Source organism: Pseudomonas guariconensis, from assembly GCF_015680235.1.
Classification (GTDB): domain Bacteria; phylum Pseudomonadota; class Gammaproteobacteria; order Pseudomonadales; family Pseudomonadaceae; genus Aquipseudomonas; species Aquipseudomonas guariconensis_A.
Map to the genome: position 1 here is coordinate 41,598 of NZ_JADLJL010000028.1, position 21,321 is coordinate 62,918.

16 protein-coding genes and 1 tRNA gene are annotated in these 21,321 nt (G+C 62.5%); 13 read left to right on the forward strand and 4 right to left on the reverse strand.

What is annotated here, in order from left to right; genetic code table 11:
- The first annotated feature begins 79 nt into the window (after window positions 1-79).
- The 3 genes from IRZ56_RS17730 to IRZ56_RS17740 all read left to right on the forward strand — a co-directional run bounded on the left by IRZ56_RS17730 (window position 80) and on the right by IRZ56_RS17740 (window position 4,108).
- The gene (locus IRZ56_RS17730) at window positions 80-1,351 is read left to right on the forward strand and encodes a YeaH/YhbH family protein (protein ID WP_084856188.1); all 1,272 of its coding nucleotides are present in this window, start codon (window positions 80-82) and stop codon (window positions 1,349-1,351) included.
- The gene (locus IRZ56_RS17735; RefSeq protein ID WP_196146128.1) at window positions 1,348-2,916 is read left to right on the forward strand and encodes a SpoVR family protein; all 1,569 of its coding nucleotides are present in this window, start codon (window positions 1,348-1,350) and stop codon (window positions 2,914-2,916) included. The genes IRZ56_RS17730 and IRZ56_RS17735 overlap by 4 nt, the downstream gene beginning before the upstream one ends.
- A gap of 61 nt (window positions 2,917-2,977) precedes the next feature.
- The gene (locus IRZ56_RS17740; protein WP_196146129.1) at window positions 2,978-4,108 is read left to right on the forward strand and encodes a multifunctional CCA addition/repair protein; all 1,131 of its coding nucleotides are present in this window, start codon (window positions 2,978-2,980) and stop codon (window positions 4,106-4,108) included.
- Between the two features lie 231 nt (window positions 4,109-4,339).
- Here IRZ56_RS17740 and folK read toward each other — a convergent pair whose 3' ends face one another.
- Window positions 4,340-4,849, reverse strand: coding sequence for a 2-amino-4-hydroxy-6-hydroxymethyldihydropteridine diphosphokinase (gene folK, locus IRZ56_RS17745; RefSeq protein ID WP_196146130.1), 510 nt, complete (start codon window positions 4,847-4,849; stop codon window positions 4,340-4,342).
- On the reverse strand, window positions 4,840-5,196 hold the full coding sequence (gene folB, locus IRZ56_RS17750) for a dihydroneopterin aldolase (protein ID WP_084856197.1): 357 nt from the start codon (window positions 5,194-5,196) through the stop codon (window positions 4,840-4,842). Before folB ends, folK begins: the two co-directional genes overlap by 10 nt.
- Before the next feature lie 74 nt (window positions 5,197-5,270).
- On the opposite strand from folB, the gene plsY reads away from it, so the two are divergent.
- Window positions 5,271-5,840 carry a glycerol-3-phosphate 1-O-acyltransferase PlsY gene (gene plsY / locus IRZ56_RS17755; RefSeq protein WP_084856199.1) on the forward strand — a complete coding sequence of 190 codons (570 nt, stop codon included), beginning with the start codon at window positions 5,271-5,273 and terminating at the stop codon, window positions 5,838-5,840.
- Between the two features lie 15 nt (window positions 5,841-5,855).
- Here the strand turns inward: plsY and tsaD are convergent, their stop codons facing one another.
- Window positions 5,856-6,881: a tRNA (adenosine(37)-N6)-threonylcarbamoyltransferase complex transferase subunit TsaD gene (gene tsaD / locus IRZ56_RS17760; RefSeq protein ID WP_196146131.1), complete on the reverse strand. Its 1,026-nt coding sequence runs from the start codon at window positions 6,879-6,881 to the stop codon at window positions 5,856-5,858.
- Window positions 6,882-7,086: 205 nt separating this feature from the next.
- Between tsaD and rpsU the strand changes: the two genes are divergently transcribed.
- The 6 genes from rpsU to IRZ56_RS17790 all read left to right on the forward strand — a co-directional run bounded on the left by rpsU (window position 7,087) and on the right by IRZ56_RS17790 (window position 16,882).
- On the forward strand, window positions 7,087-7,302 hold the full coding sequence (gene rpsU / locus IRZ56_RS17765) for a 30S ribosomal protein S21 (RefSeq protein ID WP_003255575.1): 216 nt from the start codon (window positions 7,087-7,089) through the stop codon (window positions 7,300-7,302).
- 283 nt (window positions 7,303-7,585) lie between these two features.
- On the forward strand, window positions 7,586-9,568 hold the full coding sequence (gene dnaG, locus IRZ56_RS17770) for a DNA primase (RefSeq protein WP_196146132.1): 1,983 nt from the start codon (window positions 7,586-7,588) through the stop codon (window positions 9,566-9,568).
- 67 nt (window positions 9,569-9,635) lie between these two features.
- Window positions 9,636-11,489 carry an RNA polymerase sigma factor RpoD gene (gene rpoD, locus IRZ56_RS17775; protein WP_196146133.1) on the forward strand — a complete coding sequence of 618 codons (1,854 nt, stop codon included), beginning with the start codon at window positions 9,636-9,638 and terminating at the stop codon, window positions 11,487-11,489.
- A gap of 150 nt (window positions 11,490-11,639) precedes the next feature.
- Entirely contained in the window at window positions 11,640-15,383 is a 3,744-nt protein-coding gene (locus tag IRZ56_RS17780; protein ID WP_196146134.1) for a bifunctional diguanylate cyclase/phosphodiesterase, read from the forward strand.
- Between the two features lie 15 nt (window positions 15,384-15,398).
- Window positions 15,399-15,475 (forward strand) — tRNA-Ile (locus IRZ56_RS17785).
- Window positions 15,476-15,760: 285 nt separating this feature from the next.
- Complete coding sequence (locus tag IRZ56_RS17790; RefSeq protein WP_196146135.1) at window positions 15,761-16,882, forward strand: Fic family protein; 1,122 nt, start codon at window positions 15,761-15,763, stop codon at window positions 16,880-16,882.
- 127 nt (window positions 16,883-17,009) lie between these two features.
- On the opposite strand, the gene IRZ56_RS17795 is transcribed toward IRZ56_RS17790, so the two are convergent.
- The gene (locus IRZ56_RS17795) at window positions 17,010-17,663 is read right to left on the reverse strand and encodes a glycosyltransferase family 25 protein (RefSeq protein WP_196146140.1); all 654 of its coding nucleotides are present in this window, start codon (window positions 17,661-17,663) and stop codon (window positions 17,010-17,012) included.
- 205 nt (window positions 17,664-17,868) lie between these two features.
- On the opposite strand from IRZ56_RS17795, the gene IRZ56_RS17800 reads away from it, so the two are divergent.
- The 3 genes from IRZ56_RS17800 to IRZ56_RS17810 all read left to right on the forward strand — a co-directional run bounded on the left by IRZ56_RS17800 (window position 17,869) and on the right by IRZ56_RS17810 (window position 21,006).
- Window positions 17,869-18,330, forward strand: a complete 462-nt coding sequence (locus tag IRZ56_RS17800) for an Lrp/AsnC family transcriptional regulator (protein WP_084856216.1) — start codon at window positions 17,869-17,871, stop codon at window positions 18,328-18,330.
- Between the two features lie 183 nt (window positions 18,331-18,513).
- Window positions 18,514-20,196 carry a flavin monoamine oxidase family protein gene (locus IRZ56_RS17805; protein WP_196146136.1) on the forward strand — a complete coding sequence of 561 codons (1,683 nt, stop codon included), beginning with the start codon at window positions 18,514-18,516 and terminating at the stop codon, window positions 20,194-20,196.
- Between the two features lie 15 nt (window positions 20,197-20,211).
- Window positions 20,212-21,006 (forward strand): carbon-nitrogen hydrolase family protein, encoded by a 795-nt coding sequence (locus tag IRZ56_RS17810; RefSeq protein ID WP_196146137.1) that lies wholly within the window; start codon window positions 20,212-20,214, stop codon window positions 21,004-21,006.
- Window positions 21,007-21,321: the final 315 nt, after the last annotated feature.

A 21,321-nucleotide genomic window follows, 5' to 3' on the forward strand; every position in this document is an offset into this window, starting at 1 on the left:
GGCTCACGGCGGCGGCGACTGCTTTTACTTGCAGCTCGTAGCTTGAAGCTTGCAGCTGTACCCAGCTACCGGAGGGCCCATGAGCTACGTAATCGACCGACGCCTGAACGGCAAGAACAAGAGCACGGTCAATCGCCAGCGCTTCTTGCGGCGGTACCGTGAGCACATCAAGAAAGCCGTCGAAGAGGCCGTGAGCCGCCGCTCCATCATGGACATGGAGCATGGCGAGCAGATCAGCATCCCGTCTCGGGACATCGACGAGCCTGTGCTGCATCATGGTCGCGGCGGCAAGCAGACCATCATCCACCCCGGCAACAAGGAATTCACCGCCGGCGAGCACATTCCCCGGCCCCAAGGCGGTGGAGGCGGCGGCGGCCGTGGCAAGGCCGGCAATTCCGGCGAAGGCATGGACGACTTCGTGTTCCAGATCACCCAGGAGGAATTCCTCGAGTTCATGTTCGAGGACCTGGAGCTGCCCAACCTGGTGAAACGTCACCTCACCGGGGCCGACACCTTCAAGACCGTGCGTGCCGGTATCGCCAACGAAGGCAACCCGTCGCGCATCAACATCGTCCGTACCCTGCGCTCGGCCCACGCCCGGCGCATAGCCCTGACCGGCAGCAGCCGCGCCCTGTTGCGCGAAGCCCAGGCCGAGCTTGCGCGCCTGAAGGTCGAGGAGCCGGACAACTTCACCGATATCCAGGCGACCGAAGCCGAGATCGAGCGCCTGAAGGCACGTATCAACCGCCTGCCCTTCCTCGACACCTTCGACCTGAAGTACAACCTGTTGGTCAAACAGCCCAACCCGAGCTCCAAGGCGGTGATGTTCTGCTTGATGGACGTCTCGGGCTCGATGACCCAGGCCACCAAGGACATCGCCAAGCGCTTCTTCATCCTGCTGTACCTGTTCCTCAAGCGAAACTACGACCGCATCGAGGTGGTCTTCATCCGCCACCACACCAGCGCCCGAGAAGTGGACGAGGAAGAATTCTTCTATTCCCGCGAGACCGGCGGCACCATCGTGTCCAGTGCACTCAAGCTGATGCAGGAGATCATGGCCGATCGCTACCCGGCCAGTGACTGGAACATCTATGCCGCCCAGGCCTCCGATGGCGACAACTGGAACGACGATTCGCCGATCTGCCGTGAAATCCTCTCCAAGCAGATCATGCCCCATGTGCAGTACTACACTTACGTCGAGATCACCCCTCGCGAGCATCAGGCGCTGTGGTACGAATACGAGCGCATCGGCGAAGCCTTCCCCGACACCTTCGCCCAACAGCAGTTGGTATCGGCCGGTGATATCTACCCGGTCTTCCGTGAACTCTTCCAGCGCAGGTTAGCCACATGACCGCCAGAGAGCAGAGACGCCAGCCCATTTCCACCGGGTCCGAGTGGACGTTCGAGCTTATCCAGGCCTATGACCGCGAAATCAGCCGCCTGGCCGAGCGTTACGCCCTGGATACCTACCCCAACCAGATCGAAGTGATCACTGCCGAGCAGATGATGGACGCCTATGCATCCGTCGGCATGCCGCTGGGCTATCACCACTGGTCCTACGGCAAGCAATTCCTCAGCACGGAGAAGTCCTACAGCCGTGGCCAGATGGGCCTGGCCTACGAAATCGTGATCAACTCCGACCCCTGCATCGCCTACCTGATGGAAGAGAACACCATGTGCATGCAGGCACTGGTGATCGCCCATGCCTGCTACGGCCATAACAGTTTCTTCAAGGGCAACTACCTGTTCCGCACCTGGACGGACGCCAGCTCGATCATCGACTACCTGGTATTCGCCAAGCAGTACATCGCTCAATGCGAAGAGCGCCACGGCATCGATGCCGTCGAGGACCTCATCGACTCCTGCCATGCCCTGATGAACTACGGCGTGGACCGCTACAAGCGCCCCTACCCCATCTCCGCCGAGGAAGAACGCCGCCGGCAGAAGGAGCGCGAGGAACATCTGCAGCGCCAAATCAACGACCTGTGGCGTACCATTCCCAAGGGCTCGGAAAAAGGCAACGAACGCGATGATGTGCGGTTCCCCGCCGAACCTCAGGAAAACATCCTGTATTTCATCGAAAAGCACGCCCCCTTGCTCGAACCCTGGCAACGGGAAGTGGTGCGCATCGTGCGCAAGATCGCCCAGTATTTCTATCCACAACGCCAGACCCAGGTGATGAACGAAGGCTGGGCCACGTTCTGGCACTACACCCTGATGAATGACCTGTACGACGAGGGCCTGGTGACCGACGGCTTCATCATGGAATTCCTGCAATCCCACACCAGCGTCGTGTACCAGCCGGGCTTCGACAGCCCCTACTACAGCGGCATCAACCCCTATGCCCTGGGCTTCGCCATGTACACCGACATCCGCCGCATGTGCGAGAACCCCACCGAAGAAGACCGACGCTGGTTCCCCGATATCGCCGGCAGCGACTGGCTTTCCACCATCAAGTTCGCCATGAGCAGCTTCAAGGACGAAAGCTTCATCCTGCAGTACCTGTCACCGAAGGTAATCCGCGACCTGAAGCTGTTCAGCATCCTGGACGATGACCAGCGCGATGACCTGCTGGTACCGGCGATCCACGACGAAGCCGGTTACCGCATCATCCGCGAACAATTGGCCGCCCAGTACAACCTGGGCAACCGCGAACCCAACGTGCAGATCTGGAGCATCGACCGCCGCGGCGACCGCTCCCTGACCCTGCGCCACCAGCAACACAACCGCAAACCGCTGGGCGACTCTACCGAGGAAGTGCTTCGGCACCTGCATCGGTTGTGGGGCTTCGATATCCACCTGGAAACCGTCCAGGGCGACCAGGTCATGAAAACCCACCACATGCCGCCGCGAGGCGAGCAGAACGAGGCGGGCGAGTACGGCCGCATGGACCTGGCCGTGGTGCATCACCTGTAGAGCAGGCAGCCCTCCATCGCCGCCGACAGGGTATCCTGTCGGCAGTAATGGAGGTTTTCACATGCAGATCTACAAAGTCGGTGGCGCCGTGCGCGACCGCTTGCTCGGGCGCCCGGTCAGCGATATCGACTGGCTGGTGGTCGGCGCCACCGTCGAACAGATGCAAGCCTTGGGCTATCGCCCGGTCGGGGCTGACTTTCCCGTATTCATTCATCCCCATACCGGCGAGGAATATGCCCTGGCGCGCACTGAGCGCAAGAGTGGACGCGGCTATGGCGGTTTCACCTTCCATGCCAGCCCCGAGGTCACCCTCGAAGAAGACCTGATTCGCCGGGACCTGACCATCAATGCCATGGCCGAAGATGAGCATGGCACCCTATGCGACCCCTACAACGGCAAGGCGGACCTCGATCAGCGCATACTTCGCCATGTTTCCCCCGCGTTCGCAGAAGATCCTCTGCGAGTCTTGCGTGTTGCCCGCTTCGCCGCGCGCTATGCACCGCTGGGGTTTCATGTCGCCGACGCCACCCTCGAGCTGATGCGCCAAATCAGTGCCTCAGGCGAGCTGCAGGCACTGACCGCCGAACGCAGCTGGAAGGAAATCGAGCGCGCGCTGATGGAAGACCAGCCCCAGGTGTTCATCCAGGTGTTGCGCGATTGCAATGCACTCAACGAATTGATGCCGGAGCTGGACGCCCTCCTAAACAAACCCGGAGCTGACCCGTTGGCGGCATTGCAGCACGCGGCCCAGGCGCAGCTGGCATTGAGCGTGCGCTGGGCCTGCCTGCTGCATGGGCTGGATGACCTGAACCAGGTCAAGGCGCTTAACCAGCGCTTCAAGGCACCGCGGGAATGCCAGGAACTGGCGGCGCTGGTCGCCGAGAACCAGTCGCTGTGCCATCGCGCCCAAACCTTGAGCGCTGTCGCCTTGCTGGACCTGTTGCAGAAATTCGACGTGTACCGTCGACCACAACGCTTCGAGGATTTCATCGCAGCCTGTGAGATGGATGCGCGCGGTCGGTGGGAAAACCAGGCTTATCCACAGGCCGATTACCTACGGGGCGCGGCGTCCGTGGCCAAAGGCGTGAATGTGAAAGGTCTGGTGGACAAAGGCCTGACAGGGCAGGCACTGGGCGAGGCACTCAAGGATGAGCGCCTGAAAGCGCTCCAGGCCTACCAGGACCGCGCCTAGCACTGCGGCGCACCATCGCGGGACAAGCCCGCTCCCACAAGGCCCAAATTATTCACTGTACCTGGGGCAGTCCATATCTGTGGGAGATCACTCTGCCCTTCAGTGGCAAGCGCTGACCTCTGTGGGAGATTACCCAGCCCTTCGGGCTGCGCTGTCGCGCAGAGAACAAGCGGCTAGCGCCGCCCCCTGTGGGAGCGGGCTTGCCCCGCGATGGGCCAGCCCGGGCAACCACTAAATCCGGGTCAGCTGCAACCCGCGCCATTCGAACGGCACCGGCGCCAGCACCTGGTCGATGCTTGCCTCCTGCCACAGTTGCGCCATGGGTTTGCCCACACCCGGGTGCACCAGGTGCGGCGCGATCAACGACAACGGCCAGAGCACGAATGCATTTTTGAGAATCTCGGCCCTGGGCAGCACCAAGCCATCGAAAGTACCCAGCAGGTCGTCATACATCAGCACGTCGATGTCCAGCGGCAAGCCCTTGCGATCCGGCGCATAGCGGCCGTTGTCGGCTTCGATGAACTTGAGCCGGCGATCCAGCTCCAGCAGCGGCAGGTCGGTCTGCCCGGTCACCACCAGGTTGTAGAACGGCCCGCTCTTGATACCCACCGCCTGGCTTTCGAACACCGGCGAGCAGCGCATGCCTTGCAGGAAGCCCGCCAGCGCATCGAGCCCGGCGCACAGGTGCGCCTGACGGTCGATGTTGCTGCCCAGCCCCAAGTAAACCGTGCTCAAAGACATCCGCGCTCGATCTCCACGCCAACACCGCCACGGGCCGCCGGTACGGCGCCCGGCTTGGTCAGCTTCAGACGCACCCACGGAATGTTGAATTCTTCCATCAGCACCGCGACCAGGCGCTCGGCGAACGTTTCCACCAGCTCGAAGCGGGCCTGCTCGGCGAACGCCTGGACGCGTGCCGAAACACTGGCGTAGTCCAGGGCCAGTGCCAGGTCGTCACCGGCAGCCGCCGGGCGGTTGTCCCAGGCGAAACTCAGGTCCAGGCGCAGGCACTGGCGAATATCCCGCTCCCAGTCATAAGCACCGATAACGGTATCGACTTCCAGGCCTTCGATGAACACTCTGTCCAAGCACTTCTCTCCACAGCACGACAAGGGCGACTGGCGCCGTTAGAATCAGGGCGTCCTCGCCCGGAATAGTTAGCATGTTTTGGTTATTGGCGCTGCTTGCCTACCTGCTCGGCTCTCTGTCCTTCGCCATCGTCCTCAGCCGCCTCAGCGGCAGCCCGGACCCGCGCTCCAGTGGCTCGGGCAACGCCGGCGCAACCAATATGCTACGCCTGGCAGGCCGCAAGCTGGCGATCCTGACCCTGCTGGGCGACCTGTGCAAGGGCTTGTTGCCCGTACTGCTGGCCCAACTGGCCGGCCTGGGCCTACAGGAGCAAGCCTGGGTCGGCCTCTGCGCGGTGATCGGCCACCTGTTCCCGCTGTACTTCTGCTTCAAGGGCGGCAAGGGCGTGGCGACCGCGGCCGGCATGCTCATGGGCCTGTACTTCCCCGCCGCGCTGCTGGCCATCGCCGCCTGGCTGCTGACCTTCTACCTCACCCGCACCAGCTCCCTGGCTGCGCTGATCGCCACCCCGCTGACCCTGCCCTTGCTGGCCTGGCGCGAGCCGGAGGCGCTGTTGCCGATCACCGTGCTCACGGTACTCATCGTCTGGCGCCATCGCAGCAATCTACGCGACCTGTTTGCCGGTCGCGAACGGCATTTCTAACCCTACAAGCCAGCGTTACACCGCCGGCAGTTGCTCCATCGGCCAGCGCGCCTGCACGGCGATGGCAAGGTCCTGGCGCTGCCCGGCCAGCAGACGCTGGCAACCGGCGTAGGCGATCATGGCGCCGTTGTCGGTGCAAAATTTCGGCCGCGCGTAGTACACGTTGCCCTTGAGGCTGGCCAGCATGCTTTCCAGCGAGGCCCGCAGGGCCTTGTTGGCGCTCACGCCGCCGGCGATGACCAAGCGCTTGAGGCCGGTCTGCTTGAGGGCGCGCTTGCACTTGATGGTCAGAGTCTCCACCACCGCCTGCTGGAACGCCAGGGACAGGTCGCAACGGGTTTGCTCGCTGTCGTCACCGGCATCGCGGCATTGCTGCCAGGTGTTCAGGGCGAAGGTCTTGAGGCCGCTGAAGCTGAATTCCAGCCCCGGGCGGTCGGTCATCGGCCGCGGGAACACGAAGCGCCCGGGCACGCCCTGCTCGGCCAGGCGGGCGATTTCGGGCCCGCCTGGGTAATTCAGGCCGATCAGCTTGGCCGTCTTGTCGAATGCCTCGCCCGCCGCATCGTCCAGGCTCTCGCCCAACAATTCGTACTGGCCGATGCCGTCGACCCGCACCAATTGGGTGTGGCCGCCGGACACCAACAAAGCGACGAACGGAAACTCCGGTGGCGTTTCCTCGAGCATGGGCGCCAGCAGGTGGCCTTCCATGTGGTGCACACCGATCGCCGGGATGTCCCAAGCGAACGCCAATGCCTGGGCGCACGAAGCCCCGACCAGCAGGGCGCCGACCAGGCCAGGGCCGGCAGTGTAGGCAATGGCGTCGATCTCGGTGGCGACGCAGCCGGCCTCGGCCAGCACCTGGCGAATCAGGGGCAGCATGCGCTTGACGTGATCACGCGAGGCCAGCTCCGGCACGACGCCGCCATAGACGCGGTGCAGGTCGATCTGGCTGAACAGCGCGTCGGCCAGCAGGCCGCGTTCGCTGTCGTATAATGCGACGCCAGTTTCGTCGCAGGATGTTTCCAATCCCAGTACTAGCATGGGTCCGTGCCTTGTGGAGGCTGAATTCGAAGGCGCGCATGATAGTCTCCGTACCACATGCCGACCAGCGGTTTTCGATCAGAGGCTTTGCATTCCGGCCAGCTAAGGGTTAACATCCGCAACCCTTGAAAACCGACGTTCTCCAGCACACCTTTTGTTTTGCCAGGAGCACGTCTACCCCGGTAATGAATTAAGGTAGCCCTGGATGCCAGCCGTCAAAGTTAAAGAGAACGAACCCTTCGACGTAGCTCTGCGTCGTTTCAAGCGCTCCTGCGAAAAAGCCGGTGTACTGGCTGAAGTTCGTAGCCGCGAGTTTTACGAGAAGCCGACTGCCGAGCGCAAGCGCAAAGCCGCTGCCGCTGTAAAGCGTCACGCCAAGAAGGTTCAGCGCGAACAGCGCCGCGCCGTTCGTCTGTACTGATACAGGCGTTCAACGCAAAGCTTCTGCCCGCCCGGCCTCGTGCCGGGCTAATGGCAGCAGTTGTTTCAAACCTCCGGCCTCGGCCAGAGGCGCCCTTCGCAACAGCGCATGGGCAACCTGCCTGAACACGTCAGAGCTGGTCCCCGACCAGTCGTGCACGTCCTGACTGACGAGCCATTCGTGGCTGACGAGCACACTCTTCCTCACACTTCCCGCATCAACTGCTCGCCCTCAACCGGCGCGTAGCGATTAGACTTGCCAGCTGCCAGATGATGAGACTGCCATGGCCGGGCTGATTCCCCAAAGCTTCATTGACGACCTTCTCAACCGCACCGACATCGTCGATGTGGTGAGCTCGCGCATCCAGCTCAAGAAGACCGGCAAGAACCTTTCCGCCTGCTGCCCGTTCCACAAGGAGAAAACACCCTCCTTCACCGTCAGCCCCGACAAGCAGTTCTACTACTGCTTCGGTTGCGGTGCCGGCGGCAACGCGCTCGGTTTCGTCATGGACCACGACAACCTGGACTTCCCCCAGGCGGTCGAGGAACTGGCCCGAGCCGCCGGCATGGAAGTCCCCCGGGAAGAAGGCCGCCGCGGGCAGAAGCCCCGTCAACCCACCGACTCGCCCCTCTACCCGCTGCTGGAAGCCGCCGCCGAGTTCTATCGCCAGGCCCTGCGCGGGCACCCGACCCGCAAGGCAGCGGTGGACTACCTCAAGGGCCGCGGCCTCTCCGGCGAAATCGCTCGCGACTTCGGCCTGGGCTTCGCCCCGCCGGGCTGGGACAACCTGCTCAAGCACCTGGGCGCAGACAGCCTGCAACAAAAGGTGATGATCGACGCAGGCCTGCTGATTGAAAACGCCGAGAGCGGCAAGCGCTACGACCGCTTCCGTGACCGGGTGATGTTTCCCATCCGCGACAGCCGTGGCCGGGTCATCGCATTTGGCGGACGAGTCCTGGGAGACGACAAGCCCAAGTACCTGAACTCCCCGGAAACCCCGGTGTTCCACAAGAGCCAAGAGCTCTACGGCCTGTACGAGGCGCGCAAGCATAACCGCAACCTCGACGAGATCATCGTGGTCGAGGGTTACATGGATGTCATCGCCCTGGCCCAGCAAGGCCTGCGCAATGCGGTAGCGACCTTGGGTACGGCAACCAGCGAAGAGCACCTCAAGCGTTTGTTCCGCGTGGTGCCGAGCGTGCTGTTCTGCTTCGATGGCGACCAGGCCGGCCGCAAGGCTGCCTGGCGCGCCCTGGAGTCCACGCTGGCCAGCCTGCAGGACGGCCGCCGTGCCCGCTTCCTATTCCTGCCCGAGGGCGAGGACCCGGACAGCCTGGTCCGCGCCGAAGGCACCGATGCCTTCATGGCCCGCATCAACCAGCACGCCCAACCGCTGGCCGACTATTTCTTCGAGCAGTTGGGCAACGAAGCCGACCCGCGCTCGCTGGAAGGCAAGGCGCACATGGCGACCCTGGCCGCACCGTTGATCGAAAAGATCCCCGGCGCCAACCTGCGCCAGCTGATGCGCAACCGCCTGAAGGAAATCACCGGGCTCGACCCTCAGCAGGTCGAACAGCTGGCTCAGCACGCACCGGCACCCAGCACCCCGGATTACGACCCCGGCTATGACTACGACGCCATGGCCAGCTACACCCCTGACTACGGCGAAGCGCACCTGCACGACTATGCACCTGCCCAGCAGGAGCAGCGCCCATGGACGCCGAACAAAGGCGGCAAGAAACAATGGGATGGCAAACCCTGGGACAAGAAAGGCGGCAAGCCCTGGCAGCGTGACGGCCAGCGCGGCGAAGCGCCACCCAGGGTGCCCGCACCGGTGGAGCCGCCGACATTGTCGGCCCTGCGCACCCTGCTGCATTACCCGCTGCTGGCCGGAAAAGTGGAAGATGCCAGCCACTTCGCCGACGAAGACCACCTCTACAGCCAGCTGCTGGTGGCCTTGATCGAAGCCGCGCAGAAGAATCCTAAGCTAAGCTCAATGCAGTTGATCGCGCGTTGGCACGGCACCGAACAAGGCCGCCTGCTGCGGGCCCTGGCGGAAAAGGAATGGTTGATCGATGCCGACAACCTTGAACAACAGTTTTTCGACACTATAACTAGTTTGTCCGCCCGCCAACGCGAGCGCAGCCTGGAACATCTGCTCAGGAAAGCACGTCAAAGCGAGTTGAGCAGCGAGGAAAAATCGCAGCTCCTTGCCCTGCTGAGCCGGAATGTTCCCGCACAAACCCCGACCTCATCTGGCGCGTGAGGTCCATGCTCGGGTATAATCCTCGGCTTGTTTTTTGCCCGCCAAGACCTTCAGTGGATAGGGTGTTATGTCCGGAAAAGCGCAACAGCAATCTCGTATCAAAGAGTTGATCACCCGCGGTCGTGAGCAGGGCTACCTGACTTACGCGGAGGTCAACGACCACCTGCCTGAGGATATTTCAGATCCGGAACAGGTGGAAGACATCATCCGCATGATCAACGACATGGGGATCAACGTATTCGAGAGTGCTCCGGATGCGGATGCCCTGCTGTTGGCGGAAGCCGACACCGACGAAGCCGCAGCCGAAGAAGCTGCCGCAGCGTTGGCGGCAGTTGAAACCGATATCGGCCGCACGACCGACCCGGTGCGCATGTACATGCGCGAAATGGGTACCGTCGAGCTGCTGACCCGCGAAGGCGAGATCGAAATCGCCAAGCGCATCGAGGAAGGCATTCGCGAAGTCATGGGCGCCATCGCCCATTTCCCGGGTACTGTCGACTATATCCTCAGCGAATACGACCGCGTCACCACCGAAGGTGGCCGTCTGTCCGATGTCCTCAGCGGTTACATCGACCCTGACGACAACATCGCCGCCCCGACCGAGGAAGTGCCGATCCCTGGCGCCAAGGCCGCGGCTGCCAAGGAAGAGGAAGACGAAGAGGAAGACAGCGAAGAAAGCGGTGACGACAGCGAGGACGAGGGCGAAAGCGGCCCGGATCCGGAAGTTGCCCGTCAGCGTTTCGGCGCCGTCGCCGACCAGCTCCAGGCCACCGGCAAGATCCTGAAGAAGCACGGCCGCAGCGGCAAGGAGAGCGTCGAAGCCCTCCAAGCCCTGGCAGACCTGTTCATGCCGATCAAGCTGGTGCCCAAGCAGTTCGACGCTCTGGTCGAGCGCGTGCGCAGCGCCCTGGAGCGCCTGCGCGCTCAGGAACGCGCCATCATGCAGCTGTGCGTGCGTGATGCCCGCATGCCGCGTGCCGACTTCCTGCGCCTGTTCCCGAGCAACGAGACCGACCAGACCTGGTCCGGCGACCTGGCCAAGCGCAACACCAAGTGGGCTGCCGCCCTGGGTGAAAAGGACGCCGCGATCGTCGCCTGCCAGCAGAAGCTGATCGACCTCGAGACCGAGACCGGCCTGACCGTCGCCGAAATCAAGGAAATCAACCGTCGCATGTCGATCGGCGAGGCCAAGGCCCGCCGCGCCAAGAAGGAAATGGTCGAGGCCAACCTGCGTCTGGTGATCTCCATCGCCAAGAAATACACCAACCGTGGCCTGCAGTTCCTGGACCTGATCCAGGAGGGCAACATCGGCTTGATGAAGGCGGTGGACAAGTTCGAATACCGTCGTGGCTACAAGTTCTCGACTTATGCCACCTGGTGGATCCGCCAGGCGATCACCCGTTCGATCGCCGACCAGGCACGCACCATCCGTATCCCGGTGCACATGATCGAGACGATCAACAAGCTCAACCGTATTTCCCGCCAGATGCTGCAGGAAATGGGCCGCGAACCGACCCCGGAAGAGCTGGGCGAGCGCATGGAAATGCCTGAGGACAAGATCCGCAAGGTATTGAAGATCGCCAAGGAACCGATCTCCATGGAAACCCCGATCGGTGACGACGAAGATTCGCACCTGGGCGACTTCATCGAGGACTCGACCATGCAGTCCCCGATTGACGTGGCCACGGTCGAAAGCCTCAAGGAAGCCACCCGTGACGTGCTCTCGGGCCTGACCGCACGCGAAGCCAAGGTGCTGCGCATGCGTTTCGGCATCGACATGAACACCGATCACACCCTCGAAGAGGTCGGCAAGCAGTTCGACGTGACCCGTGAGCGGATCCGTCAGATCGAGGCCAAGGCGCTGCGCAAGCTGCGCCACCCGACGCGAAGCGAGCATCTGCGCTCCTTCCTCGACGAGTGATGACGAACCCCGGCCCAGGCCGGGGTTTTTCTTTTCAGCCATTGCGCCCTGCAACTGCAGGCGCCGCGATGATTGACCCGCAAAACCTGAATCACCCGTCGCGCTTTGCCCGTCTACACTCGTTTCATACCCCTTGAACGAGAGGCCGCTATGTCCTTTGTGCCGGCCATTCTGTTGTCGATCCTGCTCGCCTGGACCACAACGGCCGGCGCCTTGACCCTGACGGATGAAGAGAAAGCCTGGCTCGGCGCCCACCCCCAACTACGCCTGGGTATGGACGCCACCTGGCCACCTTTCGAGTTCCGCGACCAGGAGGGCCGCTACCAGGGACTGGCCGCCGATTACATCGCCCTGATCCAGGAACGCCTGGGCATCGTGCTCGAGCCTATCGAACCCAGGAGCTGGACCGAAATCCTGCAGCAAGCCAGGGAAAGCCGCCTGGACCTGCTTCCAGGCATCATGTCGACCCCGGAACGCCAGAACTACCTGTACTTCACCCGCCCCTACCTGGATTTTCCCATTGTCATTCTCGCTCATGAGGGTGGGCCGCAACCCCGCACACTCAAGGACCTGTATGGCCTAAAGGTCGCCGTGGTGGAGAACTATGCGCCCCACGAGCTGCTGCGCACGCATCACCCGGACCTGAACCTCGTCGCATTGCCCAACGTCAGCTCCTCTCTCCAGGCCCTGGCCACCGACGAGGTCGACGCCGTGGTCGGCGACCTCGCCTCGAGCATCTGGGCCCTGCGCCAGCTCAAGCTGGATGGCCTGTACGTCAGTGGCGAGACGCCCTACCGCTACCAGTTGGCGATGGCCGCACCCAGGGGCAACAAGGTCCTGGTCGGCATTCTCGACAAGGTCATGGCCGACATGAGCCCCGGCGAAATCAGCCAGATCCAGCAGCGCTGGGTCGGCAATGTCGTCGACCAACGCTCGTTCTGGAGTGACATGCTGCTCTATGGCTTGCCCGCAGTCTTGCTGCTCATGGCCATCCTCGCCGTGGTGATCCGTATCAACCGGCGGCTGAGCTCGGAAATCTCCCGGCGTATCGCCCTCGAGCAGGAACTGCGCAGCAGCGAATACCACTACCGCAGCCTGGTCGAAAGCCTGTCCGCCATCGCCTGGGAGGCCGATGCCAACGATTTTACCTACAGCTATGTCTCACCCCACGCCGAGGACCTGCTCGGCTACCCGCTGGGCGATTGGCTCAAGCCGGGGTTCTGGCGCAGCATCCTGCACCCTGAGGATGCACTCTGGGCCCAGGCCTTCTGCGACAGCGAGACCGCCGCCGGGCGCGACCACAGTCTCGACTACCGGGTGATCCGCGCCGATGGCCAGGCTCTGTGGGTGCGCAATATTGTCAGCATGATCGAACACGGGCACCGCCCGCTGCTGCGTGGCCTGATGATCGACATCAGCGAAACCAAACGCACCGAAGATGCCCTGCGCCTGTCGGAGCAGAAGTTCGCCTCAGTGTTCCAACAATGCCCGGACATCCTGGTAATCGCCCGACACAGCGACGGCTGCCTGCTGGAAGTCAACGAAGCCTTCGAAGAACAGATCGGCCTGAGCCCGAGCCAGGTGATCGGTCGCACCGCCACCGAACTGGACCTCTGGGCGGTCGCGGGTGCCGGGGCCGCCCTGCTGGAGCGCCTGCAGCGTGGTGCCATCCGTAATCTGGAGACCAAATTCCGACGCAGCAACGGCCAGATGTTCACCGGCCTGATCTCCGCCGAAACGTTCGAACTCGACGGCACCCGGGCGCTGGTAGTGGCCGTGCGGGACATCAGCCAGCTGAAGGAAACCCAGCAACAACTGCAAACCTCCGAGGAGAAGTTCGCCAAGGCGTTCCACGCCTCCCCCGACGGCCTGCTGCTGTCGCGCCAGAGCGATGGCCTGTTGCTGGAGGTGAACGAAGGCTTCTGCCGCCTGACCGGCTACGACATCAACCCCGCCAGCGACCAGACCTCCCTCGACCTGGGCATTTGGGTCGACCTCAACGAACGCAAGCGCCTGGTCGACCAGCTCCAGCGTGACGGCTTCGTGCGCGACTTCAGTTGCCATATTCGCCGCAGTGACGGACAGATCCGCCTGTGCGAGCTGTCAGCCCGGCCGCTGCCGATCGCCGGCACCGACTGCATGCTCACCATCGTCCGAGACATCACCGAGCGCAACCTGATGCAGGAAAAACTGCAACTGGCTGCCACCGTGTTCGAGAACACCGCAGAAGGCGTACTGATCACCGACCCGGAGCAACGCATCAGCGCGGTGAACCGCGCCTTCAGCGAAATCACTGGCTACAGCGAAATCGAAGCCCTCGGGCAAACCCCGCGCCTGCTTGCCTCCGGCCAACACGACAGCGCGTTCTACGCCGCCATGTGGCACCAGCTCACCGCAGAAGGCCACTGGCAGGGCGAGATCTACAACAAGCGCAAGAACGGCGAGCTCTACCCTGGCTGGTTGACCATCAGCGCCGTGCGCAACCGCGAGCATGAAATCACCCACTTCGTCGCCGTGTTCGCCGACATCTCCAGCCTCAAGCTTGCCCAGGCCAAGCTCGACTACCAGGCCCACCACGACCCCCTCACCGGCTTGCCCAACCGCGCCCTGTTCGAAAATCGGCTGCTGGCCGCCCTTACCTGCCCCCAGGAAGCCAACCGTCAGGGCGCGGTTCTGTTCCTCGACCTGGACCGCTTCAAGCACATCAACGACAGCCTCGGCCACCCCGTGGGCGACCTACTGCTCAAAGGCATCGCCCACCGCCTGAAGGAACAGGTGCGCGACCTCGACACCGTGGCCCGCCTGGGCGGCGACGAATTCATCATCCTCCTGCCCGGCCTGCATCGCCCCAGCGATGCCAACGCCATCGCCAACAAGTTGCTGGCCTGCTTCCATGCCCCTTTCCAGGCCGGCGAGCATGAGTTCTTCACCAGCGCGAGCATCGGCATCAGCCTTTACCCACAGGACGGCAGCGACGTCGCCAGCCTCATCCGCAACGCCGATGCGGCCATGTATCGCTCCAAGGCCAAGGGCCGCAACCGCGTCGAAGCCTATACCCGCGACCTCACCGCCCAGGCCAGCGAGCGTATCGCCCTGGAACACGAACTGCGCCGCGCCATCGAGCGCAACGAAATGAGCTTGTGCTTCCAACCCAAGTTCAGCCTCAAGACCCAGAGCCTGGTAGGCGCCGAGGCCCTGGTTCGCTGGCGCCACCCAACCTTCGGCAAGGTGCCGCCGGAACAGTTCATCCACCTGGCCGAGGAGAACGGCACCATTCTGCAACTGGGCGATTGGGTAATGGAGCAGGCCTGCCGTCAGATGTTCACCTGGAAGGCCCTCTACAAACCGTTCGGCCCCCTGTCGATCAACCTCGCCGGCGCCCAGTTACGCCAACCGAGCCTGGCCAGGCGCATCGAACACCTGCTCAAGGTATACCAACTCAAGGCCGGCGACCTGCAACTGGAAATCACCGAGAACTTCATCATGAGCCAGGCCGAGGAAGCCCTGGCCATCCTTCACCAGCTCAAGGACCTGGGCGTGCAACTGGCCATCGACGACTTCGGCACGGGCTATTCGTCACTGAGCTACCTCAAACGCTTGCCGCTGGACATCCTCAAGATCGACCAATCCTTCATCCGCGGCCTGCCCGACGACCCTCACGACGCCGCCATCACCCGCGCGATCATCGCCCTGGGCCGCAGCATGCAGTTGACCATCATCGCCGAGGGCGTCGAGAACCAAGACCAGCAACGCTTCCTGGCCATCGAAGGCTGCGAGCAGATCCAAGGTTACATCGTCAGCCCGCCCCTGCCCCCGGAGGAATTCGCAGCGACCTTTCTTCGTATAGCACTATCAGATCTTTCAGATGGCACCCACCTCAAACCCTCGTTATAATCCCCGCCACCTCTGGGGCCTATAGCTCAGTTGGTTAGAGCAGAGGACTCATAATCCTTTGGTCCACGGTTCGAGTCCGTGTGGGCCCACCAACCTTGAAGCCGCGCTAATGCGCGGCTTTGCCGTTTTTGCGGCCTCACATTTACGCGGATATAGCCTTTTCACAAACGGGCAAGCGTCCACAATGTATCCACGGCGGCCCGCGATCAAGCTCAAGTCAAAACGCATTCGCCGACGAAGAAAGACAACAGAGTCCTATCATCCGGAAAGCCAAACGATCAGGCTTCAAATTAGACAGTGAGCCGATTAGCCGGCATTATCGGCTCATCATATGAGCCGAATAGGCTCGCTAATCGGCTCACAGACGAAGCCCCCTTATGAACGACCCGCTCTGGATCTGGCAGCGGCCCGACTGGCCACACTTCAGCTGGCAAGCCGAAGCGCTTGCACCGCTGCTGCGCGCTTGCGCTCAGGTCCAGGGACGTTTGTTAGGCATGCTCGACGCGGTGGGAGGCGCCACCGAAGTGCAGAGCAGCCTGGACACCATGCTGCAAAACATCGTCACCTCTTCAGCCATCGAGGGTGAGCAACTGAATGTCGGCTCGGTGCGTTCATCACTGGCACGGCGCTTGGGGCTGAACGAAGAAGGCCGCACTACCTCACGCTCCGAAGGCTTGGCGGAACTGCTGTTCGACGCCACCTTTGCGTATCAACAACCGCTAGACGAACAGCGACTGTTCACATGGCACCGTTGGCTATTCCCCAGCGATGACCAACTGCTGACACGACCATTACACATCGGCGCACTGCGCGGCGAAGAGCCCATGCAGGTGGTTTCCGGTCGAATCGACCGCCCTACCGTCCATTTCGAAGCCCCTCCCCGCGCAGGACTGGAAACGCAACTGGCCGACTTTCTTGCCTGGTTCGAGGCCAGCCGCAGCGATGCCACCCTGGACCCCTTTCTGCGCGCCGGCATCGCTCATTTCTGGTTCGTTACCCTGCACCCCTTCGATGACGGCAATGGTCGCCTCACGCGCGCCATTACCGACCTGGCATTGGCTCAGGGCGAACAGCAGACCATTCGTTTCTACACCATGTCCTCGAGCATCCTCGACGACCGTGCCGGTTATTACCGCATCCTCGAAGCCAGCCAGAAAGGTGCCCTGGATATCACCGCGTGGCTGCAATGGTTTCTTGCGACGTTGTTCAACAGTCTGGAGCAGGCCCTTGCTCGAATAGATCGGGTACTGGTGAAAGCGCGCTTCTGGCAGGCACATCGCAGCCAAGCGCTATCGGCAGAGCAAGTCAAAGTGCTCAACCGCCTACTCGATGGCGGCGAACGGGGTTTCGAGAACGGCATCAGCGCCGCTCAATACCAAGCCGTGGCCAAGGTATCCAAAGCCACCGCGACCCGTCACCTGAGCGACCTACTGGAAAAGGGTTGCATTGAGCGACTGCCTGGTGGCGGGCGAAGTACGCGTTACCAGATAGCGCGCTGAATACCTGGGCCGAGCTCATCAATGGCCTGCGTACTCCCGCCGATCTGAAGCGCGCCAAACCCTTAATCGAGCGTAGTTATCTAGAACACTAAGTGCGAGCGCTTGCGCTTCAGCCACGACCTATAAATCAGAATCTCAGACGCAACACTGTCCGCCACAGATTCTTGAGCGCCGAACGAATATGCTTATCCCAATTCCGCTCCCACCAGATGTCTTCATTACGTACGACCGTTTCTAAATCACTACCGGTCACACATGCCGCATGCTGACGAAACATCATCGGAAACGCACAGTGTTGCTTGACCTTCTTCTTGATCATCACATCCACCGGCTGGCCGTCATAAGGCGCCTGCGCGACGATCTGGCAGCCCTCTCGGGAAAGAATATAGGCATGCAACGCCACGACGCGACCACGCGCGATGAAAGGAAACCAAGTCAGCCAGATCGAGCCCATGCTGTAGCCTAGGTGCAATGCCTGAAATCTACGGGTGCGCAGGAAGCGGTTGATCCAGCGGACCTGACGGGCCTTCAAGGCATAGGGCTTTACGTCATCCTCGAAAATGAGGACGCGCTCCAGGCCCTCGTCCAGGGCCCGTTGCGCAAGCTGCTGGTGCGATTCATAGCAACCACGCTGCGGGTCCTGGTTTTTCTCGACGAGATGGAAGATGACAGGATTATCGATGAGTGCGGAAACGGTTTTCTCGAACAATTCACGTCGATCATTACGCGCTTTCAGCGAGATGCAATAAACCGCATCGACATCAAAATGCACCTTGCTCACTACGGCCCCTTTCAATCTCGTTCCTGCCACCTCAATGTGGCAAGCATTGGCTGCATGATACTGGGGACATGCAATATCACAAAGAATCAAAGGCACCTCGACAACAAAACTCAACCAAGCGCCATTACCAGATGCCACCACCACCGCGCGCTTGCTAGCCAGTCGAGCGACAGATAGTCTGGCGGACCCAATGCCGAGACCCACCATGTCCGACATCCGCCCCATCGCCCTCGACGAAATCGACCGCCAGTTGATCGCCCTGCTGCAGATCAACGCGCGCGAAAGCGTCGCCACCCTCGCCCGCCAATTGGGCATCGCCCGCACGACCGTGAACTCGCGCCTGGAGCGCCTGGAAAAGAGCAAGGTCATCACCGGTTATGGCGTGCGCCTGGGTCAGCGCCTGATCGGCGGCGGCCTGCAAGCGTATGTGGGCATCAAGGCACAACCTCGCTCGGGTAAGGACATCGTGCGCCGACTTACCGCCATGGGGCAGGTGCAGCAGTTGTGTGCGGTCAGCGGCGAATTCGACTACGTCGCCTGGCTGAGCAGCGACTCGCCGGAGCAACTGGACCAACTGCTCGATCAGATCGGCAGCCTGGAAGGGGTAGAGAAGACCACCACCTCCATCATTCTCAGCAGCAAGGTAGACCGCGGGCAGCCGGGCTGAGTTTGACGCGCAGGCTCATGGCGATCGTCAATCTGTACAGGAGACCGAACATTTAGACGATTCTCCACACACAACGACGCCACTCTGCACCTTAATTACGAACACCCCACTCCCTAAAATGGCCTCCAGGCATTTCCTATACTCAGGCTCCGCCCCCTGCGCAGCCCCTGGCAAGGTCATCACATGAACAAGAAAAACCGCCATCCCGCCGACGGCAAGAAACCCATCACCATCTTCGGCCCGGACTTCCCCTTCGCCTTCGATGACTGGCTGGAGCACCCCGCCGGCCTGGGTAGCATCCCGGCCGAGCGCCACGGTGAGGAGGTCGCTATCGTCGGTGGCGGCATCGCGGGCCTGGTGGCGGCCTACGAGTTGATGAAGCTGGGCCTCAAGCCCGTGGTGTACGAGGCCTCGAAGCTGGGCGGGCGCCTGCGTTCGCAGCCGTTCAACGGCACCGACGGCATCGTCGCCGAGCTGGGCGGCATGCGTTTCCCGGTCTCGTCCACGGCCTTCTACCACTATGTCGACAAGCTGGGCCTTGAGACCAAGCCATTCCCCAACCCGCTGACGCCAGCTTCGGGCAGCACCGTGATCGACCTGGAAGGCCAGACCTACTACGCCGAGAAGATCTCCGACCTGCCGGCGCTGTTCCAGGAAGTGGCCGATGCCTGGGCCGATGCCCTGGAGAGCGGCGCCCAGTTCGGCGATATCCAGCAGGCCATCCGCGACCGCGACGTGCCGCGCCTCAAGGAGCTGTGGAACACCCTGGTACCGCTGTGGGACGACCGCACCTTCTACGACTTCGTCGCTACCTCGCGCTCGTTCGCCAAGCTGAGCTTCCAGCACCGTGAAGTGTTCGGCCAGGTGGGTTTCGGCACCGGCGGCTGGGACTCGGACTTCCCCAACTCGATGCTGGAAATCTTCCGTGTGGTGATGACCAACTGCGACGACCACCAGCACCTGGTCGTCGGCGGCGTGGAGCAGGTGCCGCAGGGTATCTGGCGCCACGTGCCGGAACGCTGCGCCCACTGGCCGGCCGGCACCAGCCTCAGCTCGCTGCACGGCGGCGCACCACGTGCCGGGGTCAAGCGCATCCACCGCGCCAGCGACGGCAGCCTGGCGGTCACCGACAACTGGGGTGACACCCGCCACTATGCGGCCGTGCTCGCCACCTGCCAGACCTGGCTGCTGACCACCCAGATCGACTGCGAGGAGTCGCTGTTCTCGCAAAAGATGTGGATGGCCCTGGACCGCACCCGCTACATGCAGTCGTCCAAGACCTTCGTCATGGTCGACCGACCGTTCTGGAAGGACAAGGACCCGGAAACCGGTCGCGACCTGATGAGCATGACGCTCACCGATCGCCTGACCCGCGGCACCTACCTGTTCGACAACGGCGACGACAAGCCTGGCGTCATCTGCCTGTCCTACGCCTGGATGAGCGACGCCCTGAAAATGCTGCCGCACCCAACCGAGAAACGCGTGCAGTTGGCCCTCGACGCCCTGAAGAAGATCTACCCGAAGACCGATATCGCCGGCCATATCATCGGCGACCCGATCACCATCTCCTGGGAAGCCGACCCGTACTTCCTCGGCGCCTTCAAGGGCGCACTGCCAGGGCACTACCGCTACAACCAGCGCATGTACGCGCATTTCATGCAGCAGGACATGCCGGCCGAGCAGCGCGGCATCTTCATCGCCGGCGACGATGTGTCCTGGACGCCGGCCTGGGTGGAAGGGGCAGTGCAGACTTCGCTCAACGCGGTGTGGGGTATCATGAACCACTTCGGTGGCAAGACCCACCCGGAGAACCCAGGCCCAGGTGACGTCTTCCACGAGATCGGGCCGATCGCCCTGCCCGACTGAAGACAAGGAGGCACCATGCGCATCGCTCTCTACCAGGGCACGCCCAGGCCACTGGACGTCGCCGGCAACCTTGAGCGCCTGCACCAGCAGGCCCAGCTGGCAGCCGGCCGCGGCGCGCAGTTGCTGGTATGCCCGGAGATGTTCCTGACCGGCTACAACATCGGCCTGCCAGCCGTGCAACGCCTGGCCGAGGCCGATGATGGCGCGTCGGCCATGGAGGTGGTGAAAATCGCCCAGGCCAACCGCATCGCTATCGTCTACGGCTACCCCGAACGGGCCGAGGATGGCGCGATCTACAACAGCGTGCAGTTGATCGACGCCCAGGGTCGCAGCCTGTGCAACTACCGCAAGACTCACCTGTTCGGCGACTTGGATCGAGCCATGTTCAGCCCCGGCCCCGACCACTTCCCGGTGGTCGAGTTGGGCGGTTGGAAGCTCGGCATGCTGATCTGCTACGACATCGAGTTCCCGGAAAACGCGCGTCGCCTGGCCCTGGCCGGCGCCGAGCTTATTCTGGTGCCGACCGCGAACATGGAGCCCTACGATTTCATCTGCCAGGTCACCGTGCGGGCACGGGCGCAGGAGAACCAGTGCTACCTGGTGTACGCCAACTATTGTGGCGCTGAGGGTGAAATCCGGTATTGCGGGCAGAGCAGCATCGTCGGGCCGGATGGGGACGTGTTGGCGCTGGCTGAGCGAGATGAGAGCGTGCTGCTGGCGGAGCTGGATCGAGAGCGGGTAGTGCGCGGGCGCGCGGCGTTTCCCTACCTGACGGATCTGCGGCAAGAGCTGCATTCGCGTAACGGGTGAGATCGATCCGGGCCGCTATGCGGCCCAATCGCGGGGCAAGCCCGCTCCCACAACGGGTAGCAATCCCTGTAGGAAACGCGGGCCGCTGGGCCGCCCAATCGCGGGGCAAGCCCGCTCCCACAACGGGTAGCAATCCCTGTAGGAAACGCGGGCCGCTGGGCCGCCCAATCGCGGGACAAGCCCGCTCCCACAACGGGTAGCAATCCCTGTAGGAAACGCGGGCCGCTGGGCCGCCCAATCGCGGGGCAAGCCCGCTCCCACAACGGGTAGCAATCCCTGTAGGAAACGCGGGCCGCTGGGCCGCCCAATCGCGGG